Raw genomic sequence first — 26,989 nt, forward strand, 5'->3', positions numbered from 1 at the left:
ATCTGTCCAAGCGCGCGGACTACACGTCCGTCAGACGCTCCGGAATCATCAACCCGAACACGAAAGGGAACCATACAGTGGCTGCCACCCAGGAACAACTCATTGCCGGCATCGCCGAGATCATCGAGGAAGTCACCGGCATCGAGCCGTCCGAGGTGACGATGGAGAAGTCGTTCGTCGACGATCTGGACATCGACTCGCTGTCCATGGTCGAGATCGCGGTGCAGACCGAGGACAAGTACGGCGTGAAGATCCCCGATGAGGACCTCGCCGGTCTGCGCACCGTCGGCGACGCCGTCTCGTACATCCAGAAGCTCGAGAGCGAGAACCCCGAGGCTGCGGCTGCCATCAAAGCCCAGGTCGAGGCAGACCAGAACTGATGAGCTCCCCCTCCCTCCGCGACTACTCGACGCTGGGTGGGAACTTCCCGAGCGTGGTCGTCACCTCCATGGTGGCGACCACCTCGCTCGGCGAGGATCTCGACTCGACGTGGAAAAACCTGCTGGCGGGTGAGTCGGGCATCCGCGAGCTGACCGACGACTTCATCACCAAGTACAACCTGCCGGTGCGCATCGGCGGTCGGCTGCTGAAGGATCCGTCCGAAGAGGTCACGCGAGTCGAATCTCGTCGGATGGCCTACGTCGAGCGCATCGCCCACGTGCTGAGCAAGCGTCTCTGGACGCAGGCCGGCGAGCCCGAGGTCGATCCCGACCGTCTCGCCGTGGTCATCGGCACCGGCCAGGGTGGCGGCGACGCGATGATCGACGCCGTCAAGGCCATGGAAGGCACCGGCAACTACCGCAAGGTGTCCCCGCTGGCCGTCTCGATGGCCATGCCCAACGGCCCGGCCGCCGTCGTCGGCCTGAACATCGGCGCCCGCGCGGGCGTGATCACCCCGGTCTCGGCGTGCTCGTCGGGTGCCGAGGCGATCGCACACGCATGGCGCCACATCGTCATGGGTGACGCCGACATGGTCGTCACCGGTGGCGTCGAGGGACAGATCGACGCGGTGCCGATCGCCGCGTTCTCGATGATGCGTGCGATGAGCACCCGCAACGAGGACCCCGCTGCCGCCTCTCGTCCGTTCGACAAGGACCGCGACGGCTTCGTCTTCGGCGAAGGTGCCGCGATGCTCATCCTCGAACGCGAGGAGCACGCTCGGGCCCGCGGTGCGCGCATCCACGCACGCCTGCTCGGTTCCGGCATCACCTCCGACGGCTTCCACCTGGTTGCCCCGGACCCCAGTGGTCAGGGCAACGCCCGCGCGATGACGCGGGCACTGCAGACCGCCGGTCTCCAGAAGTCCGACATCACCCACATCAACGCGCATGCGACGTCGACCCCGATCGGCGACACCGCCGAGGCCGCCGGTATCACCGCTGCCATCGGTCAGCATGCTGCGATCTACGCGCCGAAGTCCGCTCTGGGACACTCGATCGGTGCGGTGGGTGCGCTCGAGTCGGTCCTGACCATCAAGAGTGTCGAGGAAGGCGTCATCCCGCCGACCCTCAACCTCGAGAACCAGGACCCGGAATGCGACATCGACGTCGTCCACGGTGAACCCCGTTACGGACAGATCGACTACGCGATCAACAACTCGTTCGGTTTCGGTGGGCACAACGTGGCGCTCGCCTTCGGTCGCTACTGAACGTCGGCTCCCCGCCGATCTCGGTAGTGCCTGAGACGAACCACGCCCGACACCCTTGGAGGAGACTGCGATGACGACCTTGGCTCCCATGGCCGGCCGCGAAGAAGCCGCCGATCCCCGCGACCCGCTGTTGCGGCTGACGAACTTCTTCGACGAAGGCACCATGTCGTTGCTGCATCCTCGCGACAAGTCCGGGGTCCAGGCCGCGGTCGGCCTGGTCAACGGCGTTCGCACGGTCTCCTACTGCACCGATGGCACCGTCATGGGTGGTGCCATGGGTGTCGTCGGGTGTGCTCACATCGTCAACGCCATCGACACCGCCATCTCCGAGCAGGCGCCGGTCATCGGCATCTGGCACTCGGGTGGCGCCCGCCTCGCCGAGGGTGTCGAGGCGTTGCACGCCGTGGGTCAGGTCTTCGAGGCGATGGTCCGGGCCTCCGGATACATCCCGCAGATCTCCGTGGTCGTCGGCTTCGCGGCCGGCGGCGCGGCCTACGGACCCGCCCTCACCGACATCGTGATCATGGCCCCGGCCGGTCGCGTCTTCGTCACCGGGCCGGATGTGGTCCGCAGCGTCACCGGCGAGGACGTCGACATGGAGTCGCTCGGCGGCCCCACCACTCACGGCAAGAAGTCCGGCGTCTGCCACATCGTGGCCGACTCCGAGTCCGACGCCCTGTGGCGCGCGCGACGTCTCGTCTCGACATTCAGTCAGCAGGGCCACTTCAACCGTGAACTGGCCGCGGCCGGTGACACCGACCTGAAGGCCCTGCTGCCCGAATCCGCCCGCCGCGCTTACGACGTCCACCCGGTCGTCGAGAAGCTGCTGGACACGGCACTCGCCGCCGACGGCGAGACCGAGATCTCCAGTTTCGAAGAGCTGCAGGCGAAGTGGGCGCCGAACATCGTGATCGGGTTCGGCCGGTTGTCCGGCCGCAGCGTTGGCGTGATCGCCAACAACCCGCTGCGCATGGGCGGCTGCCTGAATTCGGAGAGCGCCGAGAAGGCCTCCCGGTTCGTCCGCCTCTGCGATGCCTTCGGCATCCCGCTCATCGTCCTCACCGACGTCCCCGGCTACCTGCCGGGCGTCGGACAGGAATGGAACGGCGTCGTCCGACGCGGCGCCAAACTCCTCCACGCCTTCGCCGAGTGCTCGGTCCCCCGCGTCACCCTCGTGACGCGAAAGATCTACGGCGGCGCCTACATCGCCATGAACTCGCGGGCGCTCGGTGCCACGGCCGTATTCGCCTGGCCCGGTTCCGAAGTCGCCGTCATGGGAGCCAAGGCCGCCGTCGGCATCCTGCACAAGAAGGCCCTCGCCGCCGCACCCGACGACGAGCGTGAAGCCCTCCACGACCGACTGGCCGCCGAACACGAGGCCATCGCCGGCGGTGTGGGACGCGCACAGTCGATCGGCGTCGTCGACGAGATCATCGACCCGGCCCGCACACGCAGCATCATCGCCGAGGCACTCGCGGCCGCCCCCGCTCGACGCGGACGTCACAAGAACATCCCGCTCTGATCAGCGGACGGACACACGAAGAACGCCACCGGTTCTCACCGGTGGCGTTTCTCGTGTGTCCCTGAGCTCGCGGGACGAATCACCGCGCTCCCTGGGAAGTCTGTATTCTCCGCAGCGTCAGGAAGTTTCCCACTTCTTGCGCCGACGAAACCTCGTCTCGTGCCTGCCGGGCGTGTCGTTCCTCACAACCGAGGACGCCGCCTCGCTCCCTGAGGAGCGCCCGGAGCTTGCGGAGCGTCTCCCTCGCTCCCTGAGGAGCGCCCGGAGCTTGCGGAGCGTCTCCCTCGCTCCCTGAGGAGCGCCCGGAGCTTGCGGAGGGCGCGTCTCGAAGGGTCAGCCGACCCGCTGCTGCAACCAGGTGACCTCGGCCCCGGCACCGCCCATGCGGTACTGCTCGAGCGCGTCGTCCCAGGCCGAACCGAGAGCGGCTTCGAGTTCGCCGGCGAGACCGGCACTGTCGGGCTGCGATTCGATCATCGAGCGCAGCTGGTTCTCGCCGATGATGACATCGCCGTTGGCACTGGTCGATCCGCGCCAGAGCCCCAGACCCGGCACGTAGCTGTAGCGCTCGCCGTCGACACCCTCGCTCGGGTTCTCGGTGACCTCGAACCGCAGCGCCGACCATTCGCGCAGAGCGGTCACCAGACGTGCCGCTGTCCCGACCGGCCCTGCCCAGTCGACTGTTGCACGCTGCATACCCGGTTCGGCGTCCTGGGCCGACCATTTAAGGTTCGCGCGCGCGTTCAGGGTCGACGACAGAGCCCACTCCACGTGTGGGCACAGCGCCACCGGCGCCGAGTGGATGTAGACCACTCCTGTTGTCATGTCCGCAAACTGGTTCAGATTGCGCACCTTTTCACCTCCGTTGTCGACGAGGAACGTCTTCCCCAACACACCTCGCGACTTCGGATATCACACTCGTGGGATTCATTGTGCCCCATGATGCGCGTGTTGCGCTAGTTTCTCGTGCGAGAAAGGTTCATTTCTGTGACGAAAGTTCACTGACGACCCGGTCGTTGAACTCGCTCCACAACGGTTTCGCCCACGGCCCGAAGGCCCGGTCGGTGAGGACGACGCATGCCGCCTGCAACTCGGGGTCGACCCAGAGGTAGGTGCCGGCCTGACCGAAGTGCCCGAAGGTCCGGGGCGAGTTGCCCGTCCCGGTCCAGTGCGGGGACTTCGCCGATCGGATCTCGAACCCGAGGCCCCAGTCGTTCGGGCGGTGCCTGCCGTAGCCGGGAACAAAGCCGTCGAGTCCTGGGAACTGGACCGATGTCGCGTCGGCGAGGGTCTCCGGTGCCAGCAGTCGAGGCGCGAGGAGTTCCTGCGCGAAATGCGCGAGATCGGTGGTGGTGGACCGCGCCCCGTGCCCGGCGGGCCCGTACAGTTCGGTGGACTTCATGCCAAGCGGTGCGCAGACGGCGTCGGCCAGGTACTCCGCGAAGCCGATGCCCGCGGCCTGCTCCACCGTCTCGGCCAGGATCTCGAAGCCTGCGCTCGAATAGATGCGCTTCTCCCCCACCCCGGCCTCGAGGTCCCGTGAGTCGAAGGCGAGTCCCGACGCGTGTGCCAGGAGGTGCCGGATGGTCGCCCCGGGAGGACCGGCCGGATCGTCGAGTTCGACCGCTCCCTCTTCGACGGCCACCAGAATCGCCTCGGCGACCAGGAGTTTGGTGACCGAGGCGAGTTCGTAGACGCGAACGGGGTCGCCGAATTCCTCGGCGACCCCGTCGCGGGTGATGATCGCCGCCGACACATTGTCGACAGGCCATTCCGTCAGAGATTCAAGGACCGACACATCGGGTCACGTTACCCGTGCCCGCGTACCGGCCGGTGGGCACAGGGCTCACCAATCCTCTTCGGTGTAGCGGATGACGCCGCGGATGTTGCGGCCGTCCAGCATGTCCTGGTAGCCCTCGTTGATCTGGTCCAGACGGTACTGGCGGGTGATCATGTCGGCGATGTTGAGCTTGCCGATCTTGTACATCGACAGCAGCTGCGGGATGTCGAGCTTCGGGTTGGCGCCACCGAAGATGGAGCCCTGCAGGTTCTTCTGCAGCAGCGTCAGCATCGCGAGGTTCAGCGTCACGTCGCTTTCGAGCATGTTGCCCATGCCAGTCAGCACACAGGTGCCACCTTTGGCGGTGATGCCCATCCACAGATCGACGTCCTTGCCGTGGACCTCGCCGACGGTGACGATCACCTTCTGGCACATGCCGCCGTGGGTGGTCTCCGCGATCGCCATCGCAGCCTCTTCGACCGACGCGAATGCCGCGGTGGCACCGAACTTCAGCGCCTGCTCACGCTTCCACTCGACCGGGTCGATGGCGAACACGTTGCGGGCACCCGAGATAACGGCGCCCTGGAGGGCTGCCGTACCGACGCCGCCGACACCGACGATCGCCACGTCCTCGCCGGGACGGACGTCACCGCTGCGGGTCGACGAGCCGTAGCCGGTGGGGATACCGCAGCCACACAGTGCGGCGACCTCGAACGGGATGTCCTTGTCGATCTTCACTGCCGACGCCTCGTGGACCACCATGTAGGGCGCGAAGGTGCCCAGCAGGGTCATCGGGTAGACGTTCTCGCCGGCTGCCGTCTGGATTCGGAACGTGTTGTCCGACACCGCTTCGCCCTGCAGCAGCATGGCGCCGAAGTCGCACAGGTTGGCCATGCCCGACTGACACGACGGACACTTGCCGCACGACGGGATGAACGACAGCACAACGTGGTCGCCGACCTCGAAGTCGGTGACACCCTCGCCTACCTCGGCGACGACGCCCGCACCCTCGTGGCCACCCAGGATCGGGAACCCGGCCATCGGGATGCCGCCGGTCATCAGGTGATGGTCGGAGTGGCACATGCCCGCCGCTTCCATCTTGATCTTGATCTCGTGGGCCTTGGGATCGCCGATCTCGATATCCTCGATCGCCCACGGCTTGTTGTGCTCGCGCAGCAGCGCGCCCTTTGTCTTCACTGGTCTCCTCCGTTCGAACCCGGCAACAAACTCGCCCCGGGAAGTCCGTCGAGCGACGTTGCCGTCGCTTGTGACTGTAGTCACTCAATCACAAAATTGAAACGTGTCCTAGTCCGTGTTCCATCGCCACCGGCACCCGCCCGATCACCGAATCCGGCGCCGGGACACCTCGACACGGTCAGTCGGCCAGACCGGCGTCCTTGGAGCCGTAGCTCGCCCGCAGGGTCGGCTTGACGACCTTGCCACCGGCGTTGCGCGGCAGCTCGTCGACGATGACCAGGCCCTTCGGGTGCTTGAAGCGGGCCAGGTTCTCGTTCAGGTAGGGCTCGAGGTCGGCCAGGGCCAGGTCGGTGACGCCTTCGGCCAGGACGACGACCGCCACCGGCACCTCGCCCCACTTCTCGTGCGCGCGGCCGATGATGGCGGCCTCGCTGATGCTCGGGTGACCGAACAGGACGTTCTCGACCTCGGCGCAGTAGATGTTCTCGCCGCCCGAGATGATCATGTCCTTGGCGCGGTCGACGACGTAGAGGAAGCCGTCCTCGTCCTCGCGCACGAGGTCGCCCGAGTGGAACCAGCCGCAGGCGAACGCGTCGGCGGTGCCCTGCTCGTTCTGCCAGTAGCCCTTCATCATGTTGGGCCCGTGGTAGACGATCTCGCCGACCTCGCCCTGCTTGACGTCGTTGCCCTCGGGGTCGATGATGCGCGCGGTCACCGCGGGCACGACCTTGCCGATGGAACCGATCTTGTTCATCGCATCCTTTCCCTCGAGCACGCAGGTGATCGGCGACATCTCGGTCTGACCGAAGACGGCGACGTTGAGCGCGTCGGGGAAGGTCTCGTTCATCGCCCGCAGCACGGTGTCCGAGGCAGGGGCGGCGCCCCAGCTGGTGACGCGCAGCTTCAGGTCTCGCGGCTTGGCCTGCTGGGCGGCACAGACGGCTTGCCACTGGGCGGGCACGAGGAAAATCGAGGTGGTGCCCTCCTTCTCGATGGTGTCGAGCATGTCGTTCGGGTCGAAGGCACCGAGCGGATGGATGACCGACAGCGCACCCATGTAGAACAGCGGCGCCATCGCGCCGAGTCCCGCGATGTGGAACATCGGCGCGACGCACGATCCGATGTCGTCGGATCGCGTCTGCAGTGCCTGCAGACAGGTCACCGCCTGCGCCTGCATGTTGGTGTGGGTGAGCATGGCGCCCTTGGGCTTTCCGGTGGTACCCGAGGTGTACATGATCAGCGCGACGGTCTCTTCGGGGACGTCGATCTCGGGCAGGTCCGAGGAGTCCTCGGCGACCAGCGCCTCGAAGTCGAGGTGGCTGTCGTTGTCCGATCCGCCGACGACGACGATGTGGTCGATCGCGTTGGTCGACGCGGCGACGGCGTCGGCGAGCGGGGCGAGCATCGTCTCGGTGACGATCACCTTGGCACCGCTGTCGTTCACGAGGAACGCGATCTCGGCCGGGCTCATGCGGATGTTCACCGGCACCGGGATGGCGCCGATGAGGTTGGCGCCCAACACCGCTTCGACGTATTCGCTGCGGTTCAGCAGGACCACCAGGATGCGGTCGCCGAACTCGACGCCGCGACGGGTCAGGGCGGCGGCGAAGGCACGGGTCCGCTCGTCGAGTTCCTTCCAGGTGGTGACCTCGCCCTGGAATTTCAGGGCAGGGCCCTCGGGGTTCATGAAGGCGTGGCGCTTGATCTGGTTGTTCCAGTGGTTGCGGCGCGAACGCAGCGGCTCGGTGGCGAGGTCGGTGACGGTGTCGACGGTCGCGGTCATACGATCGGTCTCCTTGTTGTCTGTCGTCGTGTCGAACGTGGTGGTGAAAATGTCTCTGGTGGTGGGTGTTCGGCGTCGGCCGAAGCTCACTTCTTGCCGGCGAAGGCGGCGATGGCCGCCTGGAACTCCGGCGACTGCAGCAGTTCGGTCTGCCCCTCGAGTTCCCGCTCGATGGCGGCTTCGAAGCCGGACATGGTGTGGGCGTCGAGCGCCGACTTCGTCAGGCGCAGCGCGGACCGGCTCTTGCCTGCCAGTTTCGCGGCGACCTTGTCGACTGCTTCGTCGAGCCCGGGCCGGTCTTCGTAGACGCCATTGACCAGTCCCGCCGCGAAAGCCTCAGGGGCGCGGAGCTTCTCGCCGAGGAGTGCGAGTTCGTTGGCCCGAACCCGACCCACCGCGGAGGTGAACAGCATCGACGCGCCACCGTCGGGCATCAGGCCGATGTTGATGAAGGCGAGCAGGAAGTACGACCGCTTCGTCGTGTAGATGAGGTCGGCGGCGAGGGCCAGCGAGGCACCGATGCCCGCTGCCGGTCCGTCGACGGAGGCGATGACCGGAACCTGGGCCGAGCGCACCGCGCGTGCAAGTTCCGACCCGGCCGAGATGATCCCGCGGGCCTGGTTGGGATCCAGCCCCGACGACCCGTTCGCGGTCGACTGCGAGTTGATGGAGACCACGTCGGCTCCGGCGCTGAAGCTCCCGCCGGCACCGTCGATGACGATGACGCGGACGTCGTCGCGCTTCGACCACTCCTCCATCGCAGCCTTGATGCCGTAATTCGCCTCGGTGTCGAGAGCATTCATCTTCTCTGGGCGGGAAATCGTCAGCCGCGCGACTCCTCGGTCGTCGACCGAGGTCACGATTGCCTGGCTGGTCTCGTCGCTCACTGTTCTCCCCACTGGTGACCGGACAGATAGACACAGATCATCGGATCTGTGCCAACGCCTAGAGTACTACCACAGTGCGACGCAGATCACGAGAATCTTGGTTAACTTATACGCGCCTATCAACGCCCCTCTCTGGACTTTTCGACCTATAGGCTCGAAAATCGCTCGTGAACGTCGTATCCGGCTAAAGTGTGACGCCATGACCGTGCGCCCGGGGACGTCGACCTCCGACACGTCCCAGCCAGGTGCACCGGGCGCCCGACGACGCCGTCCGGCCGACCGCAGGCGACTCATCGTCGACGCGGCAGCGAAGGCCTTCAGCGACGGCGGTTATCACGCGGTTCGGCTCGACGACATCGCCGACGCGGTCGGGATCTCCGCGCCCGCGCTCTACCGGCACTTCCCCAACAAGTACGCGCTGTTCGCCGAGACCACCGCTGTCCTCGCACGGTCGCTCCGGTCGGCGCTCGATGCGGTGGAGCCCGGCGGCGACGACGAACTGCGCGAGCTGCTCGTGGCGATCACCGCGGCCTCCTTCGAGAACCGCCGCACGGGTGGCCTGTACCGGTGGGAGTCCCGGTACCTCGCACCGGCCGACCGGGACCTCGTCCGCGATGTCGTCGTGCACCAGCACCGCCGTGTTCGCGCGGCGGCGCGGCGCCTGCGTCCCGACCTCCGCGATGCCGACGCCAATCTGACCGTCGCCGCGATGACCAGCGTCGCGGCCAGCCCGACGACCCATCACTCCTCGCTGCCGGCGCGCGAGGTCACCACCCTCATCTCCGATGCCGCGTTCGACCTGCTCGACGTCGACCTCCCCGATCCGGTGGGACCGCCGGCTCCCGCCGCTCACGGCCTCGCACCGGCGGCGAAGCGCGAGATCATCCTGACCGAGGCGATCAACCTGTTCGCCGCCCGCGGCTTCCGCGACGTCACCATCGAGGACATTGCGCATGCCGCGGGCCTTCCGGCGTCCGGCGTGTACCGCCACTTCCCGAGCAAGGTCGCGATCCTCGAGGCCGCGTTCTGGCGGGCGACCGACCGCGTCACGGCCGCCATCGCCGAGGCCCTCGCCGATGCGTCGACGCCGCACGAGGCACTCGTCGGCATGATGCGCCGATACGTTCGACTGACCTGCAGCTCAACCGATCTGATCAGCGTCTACGAGACCGAGATCGGACACGCCACCCCCGAGGCCCGGGATGCGCTGCGCCATCAGCAGCGCATCACCGTCGATGAATGGGCGACCTGGATGAGTCGCGAGCGAGCGAACCTACCGATCACCCACGCGCGATTCCTGGTGCACGCGGCACTCAACGTCGTCACCGACCTGTCGCGGCTGCGGCCACAACCCTCCCCCGAACGCATCGAGGCGCTGTCGGCGCGGATCTTGTTGGGCGGGAACGCAACCCCTACAGCACCGCGAAGTCGTCCATCAGCCAGCGACCGTCCTGCTGCACCAGGGTCACCTTGACGCGTGTCTGGTACGGGAACCCGTCGGGGAACTCCTGTGCGGTCTGCGGCGACTTGACGGCCTGGTCGAGTGTCACGAGCACGACGGCTTTCTCGTCGTCGAGCGACATGATTCCGGCGTTGTCGGCCTTCGCGGTCGACACGGCCGCTGCCTCGGTGGAGCCCTTTCGGGCGTCCTGCGAGGACTCGATGTAGGTCTGGGTGAACGCGGGAGTGGAGATCTCGCGGATTCTGCGGTCGAGGTCGGAGTAGTCGGCCGAGTTGTAGGTGGTGATCTCGGCGGCGTACTTGCGTGCGGTGTCGAGGATCGTCGAGTCGATCGCCCCGGCCGCAGTGTCTGCCCGACGGTCGGCATCGACGTAGGCGACAGCCAACACCGCGGTCGACGCCGCGAGGATGACGGCGACCGCCACCAGCGCGACGACCGCCCAGGTCTTCTTGCCGAGACTCGTCGCCCAACCGGTCCAGCGGTCGCTCTTGCCCGACGCCGCGGCCGGGTCGAGCTTGCGTGGTGAGCGGTCCTTCGCGATCGTCTCGTCGGAGTCGATCGTGCCCTCGAGCGCGGCGTCGGCATCGACCGCCTCCCCGCGACGGGCCGCCCTGCGGGCCGCTTTCGCCGCCTTGGCCTCCGCCTCGGCTCGGTACTTCTCCCGGTTCGTGCGGTTGGCCTGCAGGAAGTGGTCGCCGTCGAGCGGGGTCACGCCGTCTTCGACGTCGGGCGTCACCGTGGTGGCGTCGGGGGCGTCGGAGGTCTGACGGGGCTTCGGCATGGGTTCAATGTAGCGATGCCGCTGTGGGCGCTGTGTCCGGCGTCATACCGCCGGCAGATCGCCGAGGCTGCCGAGGTCCAGCGACACCCACTGCTGAGGGTCGAGGTACACCTTGGTCTGCGGACCGTGTTCCTTCTCGGCCATCTCGATGTACGGTTCGACGGCCTGCGGCGGAAGGTAACGAGATGCCATCTCGCGCAGGTCGTCCCGGGTTCCGGCGACCATGTCGATGGCATTCCCGGACACCGAGACGTACATGAGGCGCGGCGACACCTCGTCGACCATGAGGGTGAACCGCCCCGCCGCCCGGATGAGGTTCAGCTTCCGCGACTCGGTGCCGGTGAGCAGCCATGGTCGTCCGCCGGGTTCGTAGTGGTACCAGATCGGCACCGTCAGCGGAGCCCTCTCGGGTTCGGCTTCCACGGACAGGGCCGCGACGTGTGGTTCTGCCAGAAACGCTTCTCGTTCGCTCTTGGTGAGTGCCATATTCCGACGGTAAACCGGGCCTCCGACAGTTCGTGCCCGATTCGCGCCGGTCGTGCCTACTTCCAGGGAGCGAGAACCTCGGCGGCGCGTTCGGCGAGCACCATCTGGAACAGCGGACCGAAGCTCACGCGTCCGACGCCGAGCGCGGCGAGTGCCGCCTTGTTGTTCTTGGTCGGGTGCCCGATGGCGTTGACCGGCAGCGGAAGTTCGTCGGCGAGCCGCTTCTGGGTGGCGTCGTCGTGGAAACCGACGGGATAGAGCACGTCGGCACCGGCCTCCGCGCAGAGCTTCATCCGCGCGATGGCGCGGTCGACGCGGTCGGATTCGTCGCCGACCTGCTTGAGGAACAGGTCGGTGCGGGCATTGACGACGACGTGGACATCGGTGGCGTCCGACGCCGCACGCAGTCCGCCCACGAAGTCGGCGTGCTCCTGCGCCTCGCGGAGTCGCCCGCCCTCGCTGTGGACGGTGTCCTCGATGTTGAGACCGACGGCGCCGGCGTCGATGAGGCCGTCGATCAGGGTCTTCGGGTCCTCGCCGTAACCGGATTCGATGTCGACGGAGATCGGGACGTCGACCGCGGCGGTGATCTGTTTGATCCGAGTCGTGAGCTCTCCAAAGGTGATGCCCTCGTTGTCGGGTTTGCCGATCGAGTCCGACACCGGGTGACTGCCGACGGTGAGTGCGGCGAACCCGGCGGACACCGCCAGATTCGCCGACCACGCATCCCACACCGTCGGCAGGATCACCGGGTCTCCGGGCTTGTGGAGTTCGAGCAGAGTCTTGGCCTTGTCGGCGAGTTCCGTCATGACCTCTACAACTACGCCGGTCGAAGCGCACATTCCGGGGGTTGGCGAAACATTACTTCCGCCAGAACAAGTGATGGGTGACCCCGCTGGGACTCGGGATCACCTCGTGCTCGAACCGGTCCTCCAACTCGGCGGGCGAGTCCCACAGTCGCAGTCCGTTCCCGTAGGTGACGGGTGCGACCGCGACGTGCAGCGTGTCGATGAGATCGGCGTCGAGGAACTCCCGGACGGTGCTGACTCCCCCGCCGATCCGTACGTCCTTGCCGTCGGCCGCGGCCTTGGCCTTCGCCGCGGCCTCGGCCGGCGTGGCGTCGAGGAAGTGGAACGTGGTCTCACCCAGCGTGAACGACGGGCGGAGGTGGTGGGTGAGGACGAAGACCGGGGTGTGGAACGGCGGCTCGTCGCCCCACCACCCCTGCCATTCATGGTCGACCCACGGACCTCGCTGGTGCCCGAACTTGTTGCGGCCCATGATCTCCGCACCGATGTTGTGGGTGAAGTCGCGCGTGAAGTAGTCGTCGAGTCCGCGGGTGCCACCGGGATCGGTGCGGTTGGGCCAGCTCGCGGTGGCCCCTGCCCAGGACATCATCTCCCAGGGTTCGACGGTGTCGCCGAACGGCCGCTCGAAGGTCTGATTTTCACCGGCACCGATCCCGTCCTGCGAGACCGCGAAGTTCTGCACCCTGAGTAGCTGAGCCATGGCATCCATTCCTGTTGTCGTCGGGCAATCCAACCAGGACAGACTCGAAACCGCAGCGAAACTCATCGGTGCAGCGCAGCGTCAGGCGATGGCGGCCTTCACGATCTGGGCGAACGGCGTCGACGACCGGCCGATCAGCGTCTGGAGGTCGCCTGAGGTGGTGTCGAGTTCGCCGCGGGCGATGCCGGCATCGGAACCCGCCAGCACGGCGGCGAACTGCTCCGGGGTGCCGTTGTCGGCGAGCACCTTCGCGTAGTCGGCCTCCGGCAGGTCACGATACTCAACGGTCTTGCCGGCCACCTCGCCGATGACCTTCGCGAGGTCGGCGTAGGTGAGTCGCTCATCGCCGCCGAGTTCGTAGACCTTGCCACCCTGATCGGCATCGGAGGTGAGGACTGCGGCAGCCGCAGCCGCGTAGTCGGCGCGGGCGGCACCGGCGACCTTGCCCTCGCCCGCTGCACCGAACAATGCGCCGGACGAGACCGCCTGGCTGATGGCCTGCAGGTAGTTCTCCCAGTACCAGCCGTTGCGGAGGAACACCGCGGGGATCGACGACTCGCCGAGTCGCTTCTCGGTGGCCACGTGTTCGGGCGCCAACCCGAGCCCGCTCGTAGCGGCGTTGAGGAGGCTCGTGTACGCGATCAATCCGACACCGGCCGCTTCCGCCGCCTCGATCACGTTGGTGTGCTGCGGAACTCGACGTCCGACCTCCGAACCCGAGATCAGGAGCAGCTTGTCGACACCGTCGAGTGCGCGCCGCAGCGCCTCCGGATCGTCATAGGAGGCAACCCGGATCTGAGGGCCCTTCGACGCCAGATCGGCAGCCTTCGACTCGTCCCGAACGATCGCCACGATGTCCGCGGCCGGGACTCCCCGCGCGAGCAGCTCGCCGATCGCCAGCCCGCCGAGCTGTCCGGTGGCGCCTGTCACTGCTGTGGTCATGTTGTCTTTCCTCTCGTCGTGACTGGGCTCGACTGTACGCACTTACTTTTCGTAAGTGCAATACGAACAGTTAGCTGATCGCTGTGACCTTCGCTAACCTGAGGTCATGTCCGACCACGACCCGACCCTCGAAGCCGACGTCTTCGCACGCGACTGCTCGTCGAGGTCGACGCTGCAGACGGTCACCGGCCGCTGGGGCACGCTGGTCCTGATCGCGTTGCGCGAGAGCAACTATCGATTCAGCGCCCTTCGACGCCGCGTTGACGGTGTGAGCGAGCGAATGCTGTCGCAGACGCTTCAGAACCTCGAACGCGACGGCATGATCGTGCGGACGGTCCTGGAGGCGATCCCGCCGAAGGTCGAATACGACCTGACTCCCCTCGGCAGGCAGGTCGCCGACCAACTGCAGGGGTTGATCGATCTGCTGCAGGGCCACATGCCGACGGTGCGTGACGCGCAGGCGGAGTACGACGGGCGGCGCGGGACGAGTGCCTGAGGCGGTCAGCGCGAACGAGCCGGCAGCAGCAGCAGTTCTATCGGCACAATGCCTAGCGATGGACCCCGGGACAACCGATATGCCATAGGCTCGAGGAATGATCGTTACCGGTGCGATGTTGGCGGAGGCCGCTACTGTCGCTGACGGCAAGCTATATGTACTCGGGGGCGTCCTTACAGATTTTTGGCAACCGCCAGGGGGCTATCTAATCGAGACCCTTCTGATTGTGCTTATCCAGGCAGAGGAGGGAGACCTTCACAATCCGCAGTTCGTCGAAGTCTCCATCACCACACCTGACGGAAAGAGCGGCTCTAGCAGGCTCCCCGTCCCCGAAGTGGCAACCGCAGGAACCAGAGCCGGTTTCTTCTTTCACAAGATCGGCTTCGAGGCGAAGGTTCCCGGCCAGTACGTCATCGTTGTGGAATCAGTGTCACTTCCAATTGAGGTTCATGCACCGCAATTTGGGTAGCGTGCGGGTACGGCGTTCCGCCCCAACCTGATGCAAGGAATTTAGCCTCGATGCGGACTTCACGAGGACCCGGCACCAACCGGACAGGTTCCGCAGCCTCCATCCGACGGTCGAACTCCTCGTCCGTCATCTCGAAGTCATCGTCGTACTCGTCGCCTACCTGCTCCATGTTCACATCCTCCTCCAGGCAGTCCGTAGTTGCCAGATCCCATCTTCGACATCGATTGGCTGGAGTATGACCCTGATCCACCCCACCGCATCATGAGTCTCCACCAGCAGCCTCTCCCCGTGCACCTCGTCAACTTCCCAGCCCGCACGGTCGTATTGATTCGGGACACACGCCGCCCGGACTTCCTCAACTGACAGGTTGTGCTTTGTTCGTAGCTTTCTAGCGACACCATCTGAGGCGCGGATCTCGCCAATCCAGAACCCACGCGTTGCCACACCGTTGAGACTAGTCTGATCGCGCACTGGGTACCTGGACTGCGAGCCGAACCAGTTACCCAACCTGCAACCTGCACCGCGGTGCGGAACCCGACGGCATGAAACTACAAGAGAGCCCACAGAAAAAGCCCGCCGCCTGCTTTCGCAGGGGCGGGCTTCTTGTTCTGCTCCCCCAACTGGACTCGAACCAGTAACCGTTCGATTAACAGTCGAATGCTCTGCCAATTGAGCTATGGGGGATTGCTCTGGCTCTCGTTCAGCGCCGTGAGCGCATCACTTGAACCGAGGACAGACTCTAGCGCATGCCGCCGCCGGACAACAAAACGGCAGGTCAACGAGGAGACAGCTGCTGTCAACGGCCAGTTTGATGTCCCCGCTGGTGGCCAGGTAAAAGTCCCCACCCTGTGCGGGATGTTCTAGGTGGGTGGTACCTCCGTTCGGTGTGTCATGCGGTAGGAGTCGCCGTCGGTGATGACGATGGTGGCGTGGTGTAGGAGCCGGTCGAGGATGCTGGCGGCGGTGGTGTGTTCGGGCAGGAATCGTCCCCATTGTTCGAAGGGCCAGTGGCTGGCGATCGCGAGAGAGCGGCGTTCGTAGGCGCCGGCGACGAGCCGGAACAGTAGTTGGGTGCCGGTGTCGTCGAGTGGTGCGAATCCGATCTCGTCGAGGATGAGCAGATCTTGGCGTAGCAGGGTGTCGATGGTTTTGCCGACGGTGTTGTCGGCCAGTCCGCGATACAGGGTCTCCACGAGGTCGGCGGCGGTGAAGTACCGCACTTTGTGTCCGGCGTGTACTGCGGCGATCCCCAGCCCGATCAGGGTGTGACTCTTGCCAGTCCCGGCTGGGCCGATCAAGGCCAGATTGTGTTGGGCTCGAACCCATTCCAGTGAGGATAGGTATTCGAAGGTGTTGGCCGGGATGGAGGATGCGGCCACGTCGAACGATTCCAGGGTTTTGGTGACCGGGAACCCGGCAGCTTTGAGTCGGTTGCGGATGTTGGAGGCATCACGAGCGGCGATCTCGGCTTCGACCAGGGTCCGCAGCACTTCTTCGGGTGTCCATCGCTGGGTTTTCGCGGTGAGCAGTACCTCGGGTGCGGTGCGGCGGATCGAGGCGAGCTTCAATCGGCGTAGCGCTTGGTCGAGGTCGGCCGGTAGTGGCGGCACTGTTGGTGCAACTGATGTCGATGTTGTGGTGGTCATGACACCTCCTTGTCGCCGGCGCCGAGCTTGTAGGCATCCAGCGAGCGGGTGGGCGCGGTAGGCAGGTGCCCGAGCAGTGCTGTGCCGGCCGGTCGCGGGTTGGGGGTGCCGGCTCCGGCATCGAGGATCGAACGCACATCGGCGGCCTTGAACCGTCGGAATGCCACCGCCCTGGTCAGGGCGGTGAGCACCTGTTCGTGGCCGTGGGAGGTGACGAGCCCGAGGATGTCGTCGAGTTCACCGCTTAGGCGGGTGTTACCGATCGCGGCGGCACCGACCAGGAACTGCTCAGCAACCTCACCGAGAGCGCAGAACTGCTTCTCTGCTGCGGTTTTGGGTCGTGGTGCACGACTGGGCGGTGTGCGTGGCCCGCCGTAGTGGTCATCGTTGAGGACGACCTCTCCGGGTGCGGCCAGCAGATGTTCGGCGATCACCTCGCCTGAGGCGGGTTCGGCGATCAGGAGCCGTTCACCGTCCTGGATGAGGGTCACGGTGGTGCCGATGAGCCGGTTGGGTACCGAGTAGCGGGCCGAGGCGTACCGGATACATGAGAGGCGATCGACCTTTCGGGTGACCGGCGGTGGGCCGACTTGGGCCCGCAGAGATGGCAACGTCGACAGCACTTCTCGTTCCACATCGAGTTGCTCAGCAGGCACGCACAGTGTGTCGCTGTGGCGGCGGGTGTTGACCTCGACACACCAGTCCCGCGCGGCCCGGTTCGCTGCGTGCACATCCAGCTGCACGTCGTCACGACCAGCGGCGATCTTGGCTTCGGTCCACAACGGTTGCGCCAGATCTGACTGCGCGTACCCGCAGAGGTTCTCCACGATCCCTTTCGATTCCGGATCGGCGCCGTGACAGAAATCCGGGGCGAACCCGTAGTGGGTGGCAAACCGCACATACGAGGGGGTGGGTACGACGACGTTGGCGACGACTCCACCTTTGAGGCAGCCCATCCGATCAGCGAGTACCTTGTTGGGTACTCCACCGATCTCCTCAAAGGCTTCAGCGATGAATCCGAGTGTGGTGGTGGATGTTTCATTGGTGGCGAACCGAACGAACCGCCAGCGTGAGAACGCCAACACCGCGCAGAACATGTGCAGGCCGCCGATCACGGCCCAATCGATGACCAGGTAGTCACCCGGAGCCCACACTGCCGGGCGACGCCCACGATGGTGATCACGGCGCCACTGTGTTTTCTCCTGGGCGACGAGACGACGGAAGTTGCGGGCCGAGCCTGCATAGCCCGCCGCTCGCGCTACTGGTAGCAGACGTTTGGCGGTGATCCGGCCGTGTGACCGCTCGACTCGCTCGGCGACCAGCTCGGCGACGGTGTCGTAGTTGCGGGCCCGTTCCTTGCGATCGGGTGGTTGATCGTCGGCCTCGAACCGGTCGACCACACGTTTGACGGTCTTGTGGGTGGTGCCGCACACCTCGGCTGCGGCGCGATAGCTTCCGAGTTCTCGGTAAGCAGAAATGATGTCCATACGGTCCTTCGCAGACTTCAATGGAACTCCCAGGCGGTGATGGTGATCGGTTGGCACCTTCACCGTCATCGCCTGGGCCCTCAGTTCCGGGTCGACACGACGAACACAGGGTGGGGACTTTTATCTGGCCACCAGCGGGGACCTCGACCTGGCCACCAGTGGGGACTTTCTCATGGCCATGGACAGCTGCGGCAGTTGGTTCCGATATCCGGAACCAACTGCCGCAGATCCTACGAGCTCAGTGACCGGCCACGACGTCGGATTCGTCGACCTCCACCGGCGTCCGCGCTCCGGGCAGGAACCAGTAGGCCAGGCACACGACGCCGAAGAACAGGTAGCCGAGCGACACCTCCGGCGCGGCCGCCCACGACACCTCGGGTGCGTGGATGAGCCCGATGAAGGACAGCACCGCCCCCACCGCCGCGGCGATGGCCGCGAAGTGGAACTTCTTCTCCAGGATGAAGGTGACGATCGTGCCGAGGATGAGGCCGACGAGGACCGCGCCCTCGCCCAGCGTCTTGAGTCCCTCGTAGATCACGCCGGCGCCGTTCATCGCTTCCATGCCCACCTCGTCGACGGTCGTACCCGCTGCCGACAACGCGTTGTCGATGAGTCCCCGACCCCACTCCGCCAGGTTCGGCAGCAGCGCCGCGACCACCGCGACCGCGTGCAGACGCGGCACGGCCTGAAAGGCCTGCGCGCCTATCAGCAGACCGATGAAGAGCAGGATCGGCACGATCGCGGGCACAGGCAGCAGGTAGTTCAGCACCCCGAACAGACCGAGGAAACACAGCACACCGATCGCGACGCCACTGGCCAGCGAGTAGCTCGCGCGGCCGCCGGCGTCCTTCCAGCCGGGATGGCCGATGTACACGGCCGGCGGGAACGGCGAACCGAACGCCGCACCGATGCACGCCCCGGCACCGTCGGCGAGCAGCACGCTGCGCAGGTTGTAGTTGTCCCCCGCCGCCGCAGCGGACTCCACGTTGCTCATCGCCTCCGTGAAGTTGTAGACGCCCAGCGGTATCGCGGTGCCAAGAAGTGGCGCGAGATCACCGAGACCGTTGAACAGCAGGTCGAAGCGCTGATCCGGGATGCCGACCGCGATGTCCTCGACTGCCGCGGTGAGGTCCGGCACCGACATGAACCCGCCGGCCCAGCCGATCGCCGTACCGACGAGCAACGCGGCAAGTCCGACGGGCACGTTGCCCGGCAGCTTCACATCGGTGAAGAAGCCGATGAGGATGATCGCGAGCACCGGCAGACCGATCCACGCGGCCTCCCAGATCTGCCCTGCCGGACGCATCGAGATGAAGGTGATCGATATACCGGCCAGGGTGCCGAGCATCGCTGCACGCGGCGTCAGCTTGCGGACATAGGGTCCGACGAACGCGCCGATCATCACGATGACGCCGATCATGAACGCCCACGCCAGACCGGCCTGCCAGGCCTGGATGGCGTCCTTGGTGTTCAGATACACGGGCAGCATCACGACGAACACCACGATGAACATGTGCGGCACACTCGGCCCGTACGGCAGGGCCGTCACATCGTCGCGTCCCTCCCGCGCGGCGAGGCCTCGTGCCAGGAACGTGTAGTACAGGTTGCCGAGGATCAGGGCGACGCCCAGCGCGGGCAGAACCGTGCCGAGGACGTTGCCGGGACTGAGGCCGATCACGCCGATCATCAAGCCGGTCAACGTGAGGACGTTGACCAGGATGTTGAAGCCGAGACCGAAGAAGGCGTTGGTGTCTCCGCGCGTCCACCAGGCGACCTTCGTCGTCGGAGTCGGTGACGGCGGGTCGGTGGTCGGAGCTGGATCGGTGGTGGCGCTCATGAATTCCTCCGGGCTACTGGGGGTTGGTGGGGAAAACGAGACGCCGATGTCTCGACTGGATGAGTGGTCGATGTCAGACGGCGGGTTCCGCGGGCGCCCGCTCTTTCAGCAGCGGGATGATCGCGGCGCCGGGAGCGGTCCAGCCGAAGATGCCGCCCTGCGCGGCGATCATCTCCAGACCCACACGCTGGAACCCGGGGAAATACGAACCGACGCAATCGGATACGACGACGCATTCGAAGCCGCGGTCGTTGGCCTCACGCGTGGTGGTGTGGACGCACACCTCGGTGGTCACGCCGGTCACGAGCAACTGGGTGATCTGGTTGTCGGCCAGCACCTTCGACAGTTCCGTCGCATAGAACGCACCCTTGCCGGGCTTGTCGATGACAACCTCGGTGTCGAGCGGCGCGAGTTCGTCGACGATGTCGTGCCCGTACTCGCCGCGGATCAGGATGCGCCCGAACGCACCCGGGTCGCCGATCCGCTTCGACGGCGCACCGCGGTGGAGCTTGGCCGGTGGACAATCCGACAGGTCCGGCAGATGCCCTTCCCTGGTGTGGATGACGAGCATCCCGGCTGCCCGCGCCGCATCGAGCAGCGCCGCAAGGGGTTCGACGACGCGCTGCAACTGCGCGACGTCGTTGCCGAGTGCTTCGCCGAAACCGCCCGGCAACAGGAAGTCTCGCTGCATGTCGATGATGATCAGTGCGGTGTGGTCCAGATCGAGTTCGATCGGACCGGGTAGTGCCTCGAGGGTGACGGTCTCGGACATCGGGTGGCCTCCCGGGCGGGTGGTTGTCGGGTTTCAGGACGCTGGCAGCGTGGTCGGGGTACGGGCAGCGCTGGATGACATGGACCGGTCACGCGGCTCGTCGAGCAGTGCGGCCGCCAGGTGGAGCACGGTGTCGTCGGTGAGCGCGGCCCCGAGGAGCATCGCGCTGTGCGGCCGCCCATCGGAGGTCACGCCCTGGGGAACCGCGATCCCGGTGAGGTCGAGGAGGTTTCCGAAATGCGTGTAGTGGCCGAGCATGGTGTTGGTCGCGATCGGCTGCGCCAGAACCTCGTCGACGGTGAAGGTCCGCCCGATCGTCGGCACCACGAGGACGTCGGTCCCCAACCAGATGCGTCCGACCTCGGCTTTGAGCTCCCGCAATCTCTGCAGCGCAGCGAAAGCGTGAACGGCCGTGTACTTCTCGCCGCTGCGGAGAATGTCGCGGACCACAGGGTGGATCTCGTCGGGCTTCGCGGCGAGGAAGTCCCCGAACACGACGAGCCGCTCGGCGACCCACGGACCCGAGTACAGGAGCTCCCCTGCTGCCAGGAACGGTGCCAGGGAGACGTCGACGATCTCGACCCCGCCCGGTAACCCCAGATGCTTCAGGCGGTTTCGGAACGCCAGATGCGCATCCCGCATGGCGTCGTCGCCGAAGAACTCCAACTCCTCCACCGGCGGGAGACCGATCGTGATCGTCGACCCGTCGAATCCGGGCCCCCGGTCGCGCGACCACGGATCGGCGTCGTCGCGGCCCATCATCACGCTCATGACGCGGTCCATGTCGTCGACGGTCGCGGTCATCGCCGTGATGCAGTCCAGGGATTTGCACGCCGGAACCAGCCCCACGGTGCTGATCAGTCCGCGCGACGGTTTGTATCCGATGATGCCGTTGAGCGCGGCGGGCACGCGTCCCGAGCCGGCGGTGTCGGTGGCGACCGCGAAGGGCACGTCGCCGAGTGCAACTGCGAGCGCCGAGCCGGAACTCGAACCGCCGGAGATCATCTCGTGGCCGTAGACCCCGCGCGGCATCGTGTACGGGGTTCGTGTGCCGTTGAGGCCGGTGGCGAACTGATCGAGGTTGGTCTTGCCGATGTAGAGGGCTCCGGCGTCGAGCAGACGCTGCACAACGGGCGCGGTGGCGTCGGGCGTGTACGCGTAGCCGGGGCACGAGAGCGTGGTCGGGACGCCGGCCACGTCGATGGAGTCCTTGACGCCGAACGGGACTCCGTACAGCGGTAGATCGCGTGCGCCGGGTCGGTTCTCGAGTTCCGCGGCCGCGGCGAGAACCTCGTCGCGCGGCACCGTCGACAGCCAGATTCCGTCGTCACCCCGCGCCTCGATGGCGTCGAGGACCACGCGCGCGGTGCGGGACGGAGACCCGCTGCCGTGCAGGTGCGAGTCGAGGATCTCGGCAACCGTGGGACCTGTGGTAGGCCCGCCTGAAAGAGTCATACCGTCGATTGTCGACAGAATAATGGCGTCTGCGGAACGTGCGTGTGTCGATTGTGTTAGCAGGTCAGTGAGGGTGCTTGTGCTCTGCGGTCGCCGACACCAAATCCAGATAGTGGAGGTGGCCGTGATCATGGAGGGCGCTGATCGCCGCCGCGGCGTCGTTGCGTTCGAGCGCGTCGAGGATTGCCTGGTGCCGGTTGAACCCGTCGTCGGGTCCGTGGTGGTCGGCGGTCTCGGTCCGGAGGTTGACCGCCATCGGCAGCTGGAGCTTCAGCAGGATCGGCTCGAGGGTGATGTCGAGCTGCCGGTTCCCGGCGAGTCCGACGACCGCTGCGTGAAACCGACGGTGGGCGTCGTCGCGTGCGAGATCGTCTGGGGCACGGCGCATCGCGTCGATCGCCGCACGAAGAGGTGCGAGCTGCGACTCCGGATCGGTCAACGGCAGGGCGGCCTCGACGGCGTACCGCTCGAGCACCTGACGCAGCTCGAACAGCTGCAGGATGTCCCGACGCGACCACTCCGCGACCCGGACCCCACGACGCGGCTGATGCTCGACGAGCCCCTGCTGCGCGAGCAGCCGCAACGCCTCACGCACGGGGGCCCGGCTGATCCCGAGGTCTGCGCACAGCGTCTCCTCGACGATCTTCTGTCCCGGCGCCAGGTCGCCACTGAGGATGGCGTCCCGGATACGGCGGCCGGCCACGTCGACAAGGCTCTCCGGCAGCTCGCCGCCACCGTGGGACCCCTCCCCGACCGTCATCCGCACACTCTCCCATCGCGCCGTGTCCGATTTCGGCCAGTGTAGCGCCGTCGACTGTCGACCGTTTTCCGCCGCAGTTGGCTGCAGTGCCCCATCCCCGGTGCGGTAATCTCCTCCCGCGGGCCGGGTGCCCGCACGGGGAGTTAGCTCAGTTGGTTAGAGCCGTCGACTCATAATCGATTGGTCGCGGGTTCAAGTCCCGCACTCCCCACAGACTCGAGACGGCCGCGTCGCATCAACCTCGATCGGTCGACGCGGCGCGGCCGCCGCAGAATCCCCAGGCGATCAGCCGGCTCAGCCGAACGTCGCGGTACCTCCGGCGAGAACCTTGGTCTCGCCTACCCGTCCCTCGAAATGGACGGTCGGACCGCTCACGGCGGAGGCGACGTCGACGGTGTCACCGGGCAGCACGGGAGCGGCGAGGCGCGTCGACAGCTCGCGCAGCTCCGCGGGATGTGCACCGACGTGCCCGGCGATCTCCACCGTCGCGATCCCCAGCGTGCACAGACCGTGAAGGATCGGACGCTCGAAACCGTTGGCGCCGGACACTTCCGGGTCGATGTGGATCGGATAGCGATCGCCGGTGAGACGATACAGCGCGGCATGGTCCGGCGACGTCTCGAACGAGGTCACGGTCGTCAGTTCCGGGGTCTCCCCCGCAGCCGACGACGGTCCTCGATCGCCTCCCCAGCCACCCGTTCCGGGCAGGAAGATCCCATAGAACGCGTCGAAGTACTCCGAAGACACCTCGACCTCGACGAGGGACGCCTTGCCCTTGTCGTAGACGTTGGCGAGTCGACCGGTCATGGTGATGGACCCGGTCGCAGGCAGCGGCTTGTGAACAACGAGTCGTTGCGACGCATGCAGCGAGCGCTTCGGGTCGTACGCACCGAGACGCCCGGCGGCCTCCACGGCCCAGAGCCCGAGCGCACAGCCGTAGGTGGGAAGAACGCGCAGGTCACGCTCATACACGAGATCGAGCTGGGACGATCGTGCACCGACCGACAACGCGTACAGGATCGCCGCGGTGTCGTCGTACGTCGCGGTGTGTTCGCCGAGGTCGAGTCCGGCCAGATCCGCCAGAGTCAGAGTGGAGGTCATCGTTGCGCCGCCTTTCCGGGGTGTACCTGCCTGTGGGCAGAAGAACTGTTGTCTGGACTCGTGGCACCGTGGCGAAGCTTCGCGTCGTCCACGGCGCGGCGTCGTTCCGGCGAATCGAGCAGTTCACGCCGACGCTGCTGCCACACCGCGTCGTCGTAGTCACCCAACTCGACGGAGTTGAGGAGTTGTCTGGTGAGCGTGATCGCGCCTCGACTCTCGATTCCGTTGGCGCCGAGGAGCGTCACCGCGTGATCGCATGCGGTGCCGTTGGGAACCACCGTCGAGACGAACCCGGCACGACGCGCTTCGTCCGCTCCGAAACGCTCGGCGAGGAGCAGTAGGCGGCGGACCGAGTCGGACGGGTAGCGTCGCGCGAGCCACTTCACCGCCTGCGGGCTGTACAGCAGGCCGAGCCGCACGGCCGGGACCTGAATCCAGCTACCCTTCCCCGCGATTCGCACATCGCATACGAGCGCGAGGTGCGCCGCAGCCCCTACACAGGGCCCCTCGAGGGCCGCCGCGACCGGCACCGGGGACCCGGTGACGGCCGCGGCGACTGCGCCGACCACATCGTCGTAGTCGGCATCCGCGCTGGTGCCGGTCAGTTCCGCGAAATCAGCGCCGGCACTGAATGTTTCTCCCGCGCCGGTGATCACGATCCCGGTGATGTCATCGTCGATGCCCGCGATGGCGTCCGCCAAGCCGTAGAGGAGGGGACGCGACAAGGCGTTCCGCCGCTCGATCGCATCGATGGTGATCACCAGGGCGTTCCCGTCCCGCTCTACCGACACCGCGCTGGTCATACCGGCCTCCTCACAAGGCCGCCGCGGGCTGCGGCGTCCATCGCCGGGTGACCGCGGAACCGTCGAAACCGACTGCGATCTCCACGTCCTCGGAGAGATCGAGCAACAGTTCCTCGGCACCGGCCGGGGTGACGAGCTGCGCCCCGATCGGCAATCCGTCGGAGAGACCGCAGGGCACCGACGCCGCGCTCGCGCCGGCGACGTTGAACGGCACCGCAAACGGAAATGCGCCCCACAGCGCGTCGACATCGGCGCCGTCGATCTGCGCCGGCCGCTCCCCCAACGGGAATGCGGGGATGGCCGTCGAGGGGGTGAGCAGTACGTCGAACTCCTCGAAGAGCGCGGCGATCCGCCGCCGGTAGACGGGAAGCTGGACCCTGGCGCGCTCGACATCTGCGGGGTCGAGCGCAAGCGCGGCCCGCAGCGACGAACGTTCATACCGCGACAGCTGATCGGCATGATCCGCCAGCAGATGTCCTCGTTCCCGGTGCTCGTCCTCGAGAACGAGCGGCCCGAAGATCTCATTCCATCCGTCGAGCGGGAGGTCTGTCTCGATGATGTCGTGCCCCTGCTCGCCGAGCGCAACGGCAACGGCAGCGACGCCGCGAACCACACCGGGATCGACGGCCCGCCCCTCGGGGCGTGGGCAGTACCCGACGCGCAAGCGCGACAACTGGTTTCGGGTGTACTCTCGATCGGCCAGCACACCGAGCACAACACGCGCGTCGGTGACCTTGTTGGTCATCGGTCCGGCGCTGACGAAGTCGGTCATGCCCCGGAAGCCCTTCTCGTCCGGGCAGAGCCCGGGCGAGGGCTTGAGTCCGTATACCCCGCAGAACGCAGCCGGGATTCGAATCGACCCGCCACCGTCTGAGCCGACGCCGACCGTCGACAGTCGCGCCGCGACGGAAGCCGCCGCGCCACCGCTGGATCCTCCAGGGGTACGTGAGACGTCCCACGGATTGACGGTGTCCGGGCCGAGCATGTTCTCGCTCGTCGCCGATTGCCCGAACTCGGCCGTGTTGGTCTTACCGGTGAAGACCGCACCGGCCGCACGAAGACGCCGGACCACGCCCGAGTCCGCCTTCGCGACCTGACCCTCATACACCTTGGAGCCCAATGTGGTTCGCACGCCGCTCAGATAGAAGGCATCCTTGACCGACGTGGGGACACCGTCGAGCGGGCCGATCGGTGCACCCGCCGCGTACCGCGCCTCCGACGCACGAGCCTGCTCGCGCGCTAGGTCGTCGGTGACGGTGATGAAGGCACGCAGGTCGCTGTCGGCCGCCGCGATGCGGTCCAGGTATGCCTCGGTGACCTCGACCGGACTCAGGGTTCGCGCCCGGTAGGCGGCGGTGAGTTCGCCGGCGGCGAGTTCGATGATCTGATCAGCCATGCGGATGCACCCCGCCGCTCACGCCGTAGACCTCACCGGTGATGTAGCCGGCCTGGTCGGAGGCCAGGAAGGCCACCAGGTTGGCGACGTCCTCGGGCTGGCCGACCCGACCGACGAGCGAGCGGTTCTCGGCGTAGCCGTCGAAGAACTCGTCGGGGTAGATCTTGCGCAGGAAGTCGTTGTAGATCAGTCCGGGGGTGACGGCGTTGACGCGTACACCGGCCTTACCGTTCTCCGCTGCGGCGACACGGGTCAGGGCCAGGATGCCCGCCTTGGCGGCGGAGTAGGCAGCGCCGTGTTCGGTGGAGGTCTCGTACGCCGAGATCGAGCTGATGTTGACGATGGAGCCACCGCCGCCGGCGATCATGTGCGGCAACGCATGCCGCATCGTCAGGAAGGTGCCGGTGAGGTCGACGTCGATGCACTTCTGCCACGTCTCGAGTGACATCTCGGCGACCGGCTCGATCTTGGACCAACCGGCGTTGTTCACCAGTACGTCGATGTGGCCGCGGTCGGCCATCACCCGGTCCACGGCGGCGATGATCGCCTCCTCACTGGTGACGTCGACGGGGAGCGAGAGGAATTCGCGTCCATGCTGCTCACCGAGCTTCTCGGCGAACTCCTTGGCGCGACGCTCATGCGCGTCGGTGACCACGACGTCGTAGCCGTCGGTTGCGAGACGCTGAGCGATCGCCGCACCGATTCCGGCTCCGGCGGCTGCGGTCACGATGGCGACCTTGGATTCGGTCATTTCCTGTCTCCTCTGAGAG

Annotated in this window: 27 protein-coding genes and 2 tRNA genes; 7 read left to right on the plus strand and 22 right to left on the minus strand. The window is 66.3% G+C overall.

Going from position 1 to position 26,989, the window contains the following annotated elements; all coding sequences use genetic code 11:
- The first annotated feature begins 77 nt into the window (after positions 1 to 77).
- From acpM to PWF70_RS15715, 3 genes are all read left to right on the plus strand, one after another.
- Positions 78 to 380, plus strand: coding sequence for a meromycolate extension acyl carrier protein AcpM (gene acpM / locus PWF70_RS15705; RefSeq protein ID WP_005200177.1), 303 nt, complete (start codon positions 78 to 80; stop codon positions 378 to 380).
- Positions 380 to 1,648 carry a KasA/KasB family beta-ketoacyl-ACP synthase gene (locus PWF70_RS15710; protein ID WP_006356782.1) on the plus strand — a complete coding sequence of 423 codons (1,269 nt, stop codon included), beginning with the start codon at positions 380 to 382 and terminating at the stop codon, positions 1,646 to 1,648. The genes acpM and PWF70_RS15710 overlap by 1 nt, the downstream gene beginning before the upstream one ends.
- Before the next feature lie 70 nt (positions 1,649 to 1,718).
- Positions 1,719 to 3,170, plus strand: coding sequence for an acyl-CoA carboxylase subunit beta (locus PWF70_RS15715; protein ID WP_006356781.1), 1,452 nt, complete (start codon positions 1,719 to 1,721; stop codon positions 3,168 to 3,170).
- A gap of 333 nt (positions 3,171 to 3,503) precedes the next feature.
- Here the strand turns inward: PWF70_RS15715 and PWF70_RS15720 are convergent, their stop codons facing one another.
- From PWF70_RS15720 to PWF70_RS15740, 5 genes are all read right to left on the minus strand, one after another.
- The gene (locus PWF70_RS15720) at positions 3,504 to 4,022 is read right to left on the minus strand and encodes a DUF3145 domain-containing protein (protein WP_006356780.1); all 519 of its coding nucleotides are present in this window, start codon (positions 4,020 to 4,022) and stop codon (positions 3,504 to 3,506) included.
- A 127-nt stretch (positions 4,023 to 4,149) separates the two neighbouring features.
- Positions 4,150 to 4,968, minus strand: coding sequence for a serine hydrolase domain-containing protein (locus PWF70_RS15725; protein ID WP_006356779.1), 819 nt, complete (start codon positions 4,966 to 4,968; stop codon positions 4,150 to 4,152).
- 48 nt (positions 4,969 to 5,016) lie between these two features.
- Complete coding sequence (locus PWF70_RS15730) at positions 5,017 to 6,147, minus strand: NDMA-dependent alcohol dehydrogenase (protein WP_006356778.1); 1,131 nt, start codon at positions 6,145 to 6,147, stop codon at positions 5,017 to 5,019.
- 178 nt (positions 6,148 to 6,325) lie between these two features.
- A complete protein-coding gene (fadD5, locus tag PWF70_RS15735) occupies positions 6,326 to 7,930 on the minus strand; it encodes a fatty-acid--CoA ligase FadD5 (RefSeq protein WP_006356777.1) in 1,605 nt (534 codons plus the stop codon).
- Between the two features lie 86 nt (positions 7,931 to 8,016).
- Positions 8,017 to 8,817: an enoyl-CoA hydratase-related protein gene (locus PWF70_RS15740; RefSeq protein ID WP_042377153.1), complete on the minus strand. Its 801-nt coding sequence runs from the start codon at positions 8,815 to 8,817 to the stop codon at positions 8,017 to 8,019.
- A 199-nt stretch (positions 8,818 to 9,016) separates the two neighbouring features.
- Here PWF70_RS15740 and PWF70_RS15745 point away from each other — a divergent pair, with 199 nt between their 5' ends.
- Positions 9,017 to 10,291 carry a TetR/AcrR family transcriptional regulator gene (locus tag PWF70_RS15745; protein ID WP_042377154.1) on the plus strand — a complete coding sequence of 425 codons (1,275 nt, stop codon included), beginning with the start codon at positions 9,017 to 9,019 and terminating at the stop codon, positions 10,289 to 10,291.
- Here PWF70_RS15745 and PWF70_RS15750 read toward each other — a convergent pair.
- The 5 genes from PWF70_RS15750 to PWF70_RS15770 all read right to left on the minus strand — a co-directional run bounded on the left by PWF70_RS15750 (position 10,230) and on the right by PWF70_RS15770 (position 13,997).
- A complete protein-coding gene (locus PWF70_RS15750) occupies positions 10,230 to 11,060 on the minus strand; it encodes a hypothetical protein (RefSeq protein ID WP_006356774.1) in 831 nt (276 codons plus the stop codon). The two genes, PWF70_RS15745 and PWF70_RS15750, sit on opposite strands and share 62 nt — an antisense overlap.
- 42 nt (positions 11,061 to 11,102) lie before the next feature.
- Entirely contained in the window at positions 11,103 to 11,546 is a 444-nt protein-coding gene (locus PWF70_RS15755; RefSeq protein WP_006356773.1) for a pyridoxamine 5'-phosphate oxidase family protein, read from the minus strand.
- Between the two features lie 56 nt (positions 11,547 to 11,602).
- Positions 11,603 to 12,355 carry an isocitrate lyase/PEP mutase family protein gene (locus PWF70_RS15760; RefSeq protein WP_006356772.1) on the minus strand — a complete coding sequence of 251 codons (753 nt, stop codon included), beginning with the start codon at positions 12,353 to 12,355 and terminating at the stop codon, positions 11,603 to 11,605.
- Between the two features lie 52 nt (positions 12,356 to 12,407).
- A complete protein-coding gene (locus tag PWF70_RS15765; protein WP_006356771.1) occupies positions 12,408 to 13,055 on the minus strand; it encodes a dihydrofolate reductase family protein in 648 nt (215 codons plus the stop codon).
- 81 nt (positions 13,056 to 13,136) lie between these two features.
- Positions 13,137 to 13,997 (minus strand): SDR family oxidoreductase, encoded by an 861-nt coding sequence (locus PWF70_RS15770; protein WP_006356770.1) that lies wholly within the window; start codon positions 13,995 to 13,997, stop codon positions 13,137 to 13,139.
- A 106-nt stretch (positions 13,998 to 14,103) separates the two neighbouring features.
- On the opposite strand from PWF70_RS15770, the gene PWF70_RS15775 reads away from it, so the two are divergent.
- Positions 14,104 to 14,493, plus strand: coding sequence for a winged helix-turn-helix transcriptional regulator (locus PWF70_RS15775; RefSeq protein WP_006356769.1), 390 nt, complete (start codon positions 14,104 to 14,106; stop codon positions 14,491 to 14,493).
- Positions 14,494 to 14,590: 97 nt separating this feature from the next.
- Positions 14,591 to 14,962: a hypothetical protein gene (locus PWF70_RS15780; protein WP_006356768.1), complete on the plus strand. Its 372-nt coding sequence runs from the start codon at positions 14,591 to 14,593 to the stop codon at positions 14,960 to 14,962.
- 171 nt (positions 14,963 to 15,133) lie between these two features.
- On the opposite strand, the gene PWF70_RS15785 is transcribed toward PWF70_RS15780, so the two are convergent.
- The 8 genes from PWF70_RS15785 to PWF70_RS15820 all read right to left on the minus strand — a co-directional run bounded on the left by PWF70_RS15785 (position 15,134) and on the right by PWF70_RS15820 (position 22,919).
- A complete protein-coding gene (locus PWF70_RS15785; protein WP_127962788.1) occupies positions 15,134 to 15,406 on the minus strand; it encodes a hypothetical protein in 273 nt (90 codons plus the stop codon).
- A gap of 167 nt (positions 15,407 to 15,573) precedes the next feature.
- Positions 15,574 to 15,646: transfer RNA gene (locus PWF70_RS15790), tRNA-Asn, on the minus strand.
- 176 nt (positions 15,647 to 15,822) lie between these two features.
- Positions 15,823 to 16,608, minus strand: coding sequence for an IS21-like element helper ATPase IstB (gene istB / locus PWF70_RS15795; RefSeq protein ID WP_006361228.1), 786 nt, complete (start codon positions 16,606 to 16,608; stop codon positions 15,823 to 15,825).
- Positions 16,605 to 18,116 (minus strand): IS21 family transposase, encoded by a 1,512-nt coding sequence (istA, locus tag PWF70_RS15800; protein WP_075863973.1) that lies wholly within the window; start codon positions 18,114 to 18,116, stop codon positions 16,605 to 16,607. Before istA ends, istB begins: the two co-directional genes overlap by 4 nt.
- A gap of 217 nt (positions 18,117 to 18,333) precedes the next feature.
- A complete protein-coding gene (locus PWF70_RS15805; protein ID WP_155225394.1) occupies positions 18,334 to 19,932 on the minus strand; it encodes a SulP family inorganic anion transporter in 1,599 nt (532 codons plus the stop codon).
- Positions 19,933 to 20,005: 73 nt separating this feature from the next.
- A complete protein-coding gene (locus PWF70_RS15810) occupies positions 20,006 to 20,704 on the minus strand; it encodes a cysteine hydrolase family protein (protein ID WP_035752748.1) in 699 nt (232 codons plus the stop codon).
- A gap of 33 nt (positions 20,705 to 20,737) precedes the next feature.
- Positions 20,738 to 22,159 (minus strand): allophanate hydrolase, encoded by a 1,422-nt coding sequence (locus PWF70_RS15815; protein WP_035752750.1) that lies wholly within the window; start codon positions 22,157 to 22,159, stop codon positions 20,738 to 20,740.
- A 64-nt stretch (positions 22,160 to 22,223) separates the two neighbouring features.
- Positions 22,224 to 22,919 carry a GntR family transcriptional regulator gene (locus PWF70_RS15820; protein ID WP_035752752.1) on the minus strand — a complete coding sequence of 232 codons (696 nt, stop codon included), beginning with the start codon at positions 22,917 to 22,919 and terminating at the stop codon, positions 22,224 to 22,226.
- A 137-nt stretch (positions 22,920 to 23,056) separates the two neighbouring features.
- Here PWF70_RS15820 and PWF70_RS15825 point away from each other — a divergent pair.
- Positions 23,057 to 23,130, plus strand: a tRNA-Ile gene (locus tag PWF70_RS15825).
- 83 nt (positions 23,131 to 23,213) lie between these two features.
- Here PWF70_RS15825 and PWF70_RS15830 read toward each other — a convergent pair.
- From PWF70_RS15830 to PWF70_RS15845, 4 genes are read right to left on the minus strand one after another with little or no spacing between them, the layout of a single operon-like run.
- A complete protein-coding gene (locus PWF70_RS15830) occupies positions 23,214 to 24,020 on the minus strand; it encodes a MaoC/PaaZ C-terminal domain-containing protein (protein WP_286352658.1) in 807 nt (268 codons plus the stop codon).
- The gene (locus PWF70_RS15835; RefSeq protein WP_051405891.1) at positions 24,017 to 24,823 is read right to left on the minus strand and encodes an enoyl-CoA hydratase/isomerase family protein; all 807 of its coding nucleotides are present in this window, start codon (positions 24,821 to 24,823) and stop codon (positions 24,017 to 24,019) included. The genes PWF70_RS15830 and PWF70_RS15835 overlap by 4 nt, the downstream gene beginning before the upstream one ends.
- Before the next feature lie 10 nt (positions 24,824 to 24,833).
- The gene (locus PWF70_RS15840; protein ID WP_042378795.1) at positions 24,834 to 26,219 is read right to left on the minus strand and encodes an amidase; all 1,386 of its coding nucleotides are present in this window, start codon (positions 26,217 to 26,219) and stop codon (positions 24,834 to 24,836) included.
- On the minus strand, positions 26,212 to 26,970 hold the full coding sequence (locus tag PWF70_RS15845) for an SDR family NAD(P)-dependent oxidoreductase (protein ID WP_035752757.1): 759 nt from the start codon (positions 26,968 to 26,970) through the stop codon (positions 26,212 to 26,214). The genes PWF70_RS15840 and PWF70_RS15845 overlap by 8 nt, the downstream gene beginning before the upstream one ends.
- Positions 26,971 to 26,989 lie beyond the last annotated feature (19 nt).

This window comes from Gordonia sp. Swx-4, from assembly GCF_030316175.1.
Lineage (GTDB): Bacteria > Actinomycetota > Actinomycetes > Mycobacteriales > Mycobacteriaceae > Gordonia > Gordonia alkanivorans.